This window comes from Crocosphaera sp. Alani8 (genome assembly GCF_038442745.1).
Taxonomy (GTDB): domain Bacteria; phylum Cyanobacteriota; class Cyanobacteriia; order Cyanobacteriales; family Microcystaceae; genus Crocosphaera.
The window spans coordinates 1-2,107 of sequence record NZ_JARVCN010000468.1; the positions used below are offsets into that span (position 1 = coordinate 1).

At 38.0% G+C, this 2,107-nt stretch carries 3 protein-coding genes and 1 pseudogene; 1 reads left to right on the forward strand and 3 read right to left on the reverse strand.

Going from position 1 to position 2,107, the window contains the following annotated elements; genetic code table 11:
• Nucleotides 1–192: 192 nt before the first annotated feature.
• Nucleotides 193–768: pseudogene (locus tag P9B04_RS23195) on the forward strand (histidine phosphatase family protein); the annotation flags it as partial.
• A 61-nt stretch (nucleotides 769–829) separates the two neighbouring features.
• Here the strand turns inward: P9B04_RS23195 and P9B04_RS23200 are convergent.
• The 3 genes from P9B04_RS23200 to P9B04_RS23210 form a co-directional block, all read right to left on the reverse strand.
• The gene (locus tag P9B04_RS23200) at nucleotides 830–1,192 is read right to left on the reverse strand and encodes a hypothetical protein (protein WP_342057328.1); all 363 of its coding nucleotides are present in this window, start codon (nucleotides 1,190–1,192) and stop codon (nucleotides 830–832) included.
• Between the two features lie 34 nt (nucleotides 1,193–1,226).
• Nucleotides 1,227–1,643, reverse strand: coding sequence for a hypothetical protein (locus P9B04_RS23205; RefSeq protein WP_342057329.1), 417 nt, complete (start codon nucleotides 1,641–1,643; stop codon nucleotides 1,227–1,229).
• Nucleotides 1,644–1,721: 78 nt separating this feature from the next.
• Nucleotides 1,722–1,985 (reverse strand): hypothetical protein, encoded by a 264-nt coding sequence (locus P9B04_RS23210; RefSeq protein ID WP_342057330.1) that lies wholly within the window; start codon nucleotides 1,983–1,985, stop codon nucleotides 1,722–1,724.
• Nucleotides 1,986–2,107: the final 122 nt, after the last annotated feature.

Genomic DNA, 2,107 nt, shown 5'->3' on the forward strand with positions numbered 1-2,107 from the left:
TAGATTCTCAAAACAATCTTGGTTTGAGATTAGCAGTTATGTTGCTCATTTTTTTTCTAAATGGTTTTATTAAGCAGACTTTTTTCTTTTGGTAGAAGATTTTAGGTAGGTTTTTCAAATTACCTGGTAATTTGAAATCTTGAACACATTATAACTTAATTCTGCCTACATTTTAGATGCGTTTGCCCTGACTGTGGAAGATTAGATATTGAATTGACTCCATCTGGAGTACAAATGGCAGAAGATTTTGCTCAAATCTACCAAGATATGGAGTGGAAAGCTGTTTATTGTAGTCCCTTGAAACGGACGATTGCTACTGCTAAACCGTTATGCGATCTACTAGATTTCCCCATGGAACTTCGTGATGGTCTCAAAGAAATTTATTATGGAGAATGGGAAGGAAAAACCCCTGCTCAAATTAACCTAGAGTTTCATGACGAGTATATACGCTGGTTAGCCGACCCAGGTTGGAATAGTCCCAACGGAGGAGAAAAAGGGATCGATATCGCTCGCCGTAGTTCAGAAGTTCTTGCAGAAATTGAAGAAAAATACCACACAGGTAATATTTTAGTTGTCTCCCATAAAGCAACTATCCGCATTATCTTATGTTCTCTGTTGGGAATTGATATTGGTCGTTTCCGCGATCGCATTGGAATGGGGGTGGCTGCTGTAAGTATGGTAGAAATGGCTGAACATGGCCCGTTAGTTCATCTTATGGGCGATCATTCTCATCTTAGAACTGAATTAAGACAAAGGTATGGAACCTAAATAGGTAGTGCCTCAAAAAAAGTGGGATAGAGATAATAGAAGAGAGATTTCACTACCAAGCCTACTCCTGCCAGTCTAATTCTCCCAATCCATCAGGGTTGGGATTAGTCTGTATAACTCCAGATTCTCTTAGCTCATCTGTTTCTAATGATGGGGTATTTGGCTCTCTTAAGATAGGGTGAACTAGATTTTGTTCTTCTCGTTCCTCCGTTGATTGATGAGGTTGTTGGTTTTCTAAAGTCTCAATCTCTTGTTCAGTTTCTTGAGAACCCTGCTCAAAAAACTCTTCGGAACTATTCCCCTCCATCTGAGCCCACGCTTTCAAAGTTATTAAATTTAACCCTAAAAGCATTAGTAATAATGAAACTCCAATACGAAACGCTTGTCGAGATCCTTTTATGTTCTTGAATAAATTCACTGTCATTATTCCCTGCTTTGAGCATACTTTCAGCTTAAACTTAAAATTCTACAAGGGGAACTGTCCCACCAGTTGGTACTGGATCTCCTGTGTTACTATCTTCCCACTCTTGTTCTTCAGTCATGGGGTTCACAGAGGGAACACTATTATTGGAATTGACATCTAGGGGATATTCCTCCTCAATGGACTCTTTGTCAGTCCTATCTTCAGGTTCAACCTGCCATTGCCATTGCTGATTATGAATTCCCTCTAATTGATTTTCCCCTTCTGTGGCCGGAGATGAATCTTGTCCATTGGGGAGTTGACTCCACATCGGCTCCTTGGCTAAAGAACAGAGACTTTGTCCGAAGATTCCCCATAGAATTAATAGGGTAGTGATCACTAATTGGTTAATAGTTTTCTGAATCATCTTAACCCCTACCTCCTTTAACATTTCTTTATCAAGTTCTGATTCCATAACTCAACTAATTTAACTCTACTTTTTTCTAGATTAACAAATCGATAATTATTGTTCATTATTGAAGAAACAGTTATCTTAAGCCAGGATGGCTTTTTCAACTTGAGGGGTCAAGTTTTGTCTATTTTTTGAATGAATTGTTGTGGCCATTCCCAGTGAAGATGTTTCAATCACTTGACCATTATCAGAAAATATAACCATTAAATAATCACAACTTGAACATTCAGTTTGAATAACTTGACGGTTACCACAAACTTCCCCCATAATTTCTTCACTCCTAAAGTAATGACGTTGAGCATAATTACCACAGTTAGGACATCGAACCAATTGAGTCATATTCATAACAAAATTCTCCATTACGTTTAACTTTCAATCCCAATGAATCTTTGAGATACTTTGGGTTCTACCGAACCTATAGCAATCAGGAATGATTTATGAGAATGAAGATGGGGTTTTTTATAGAG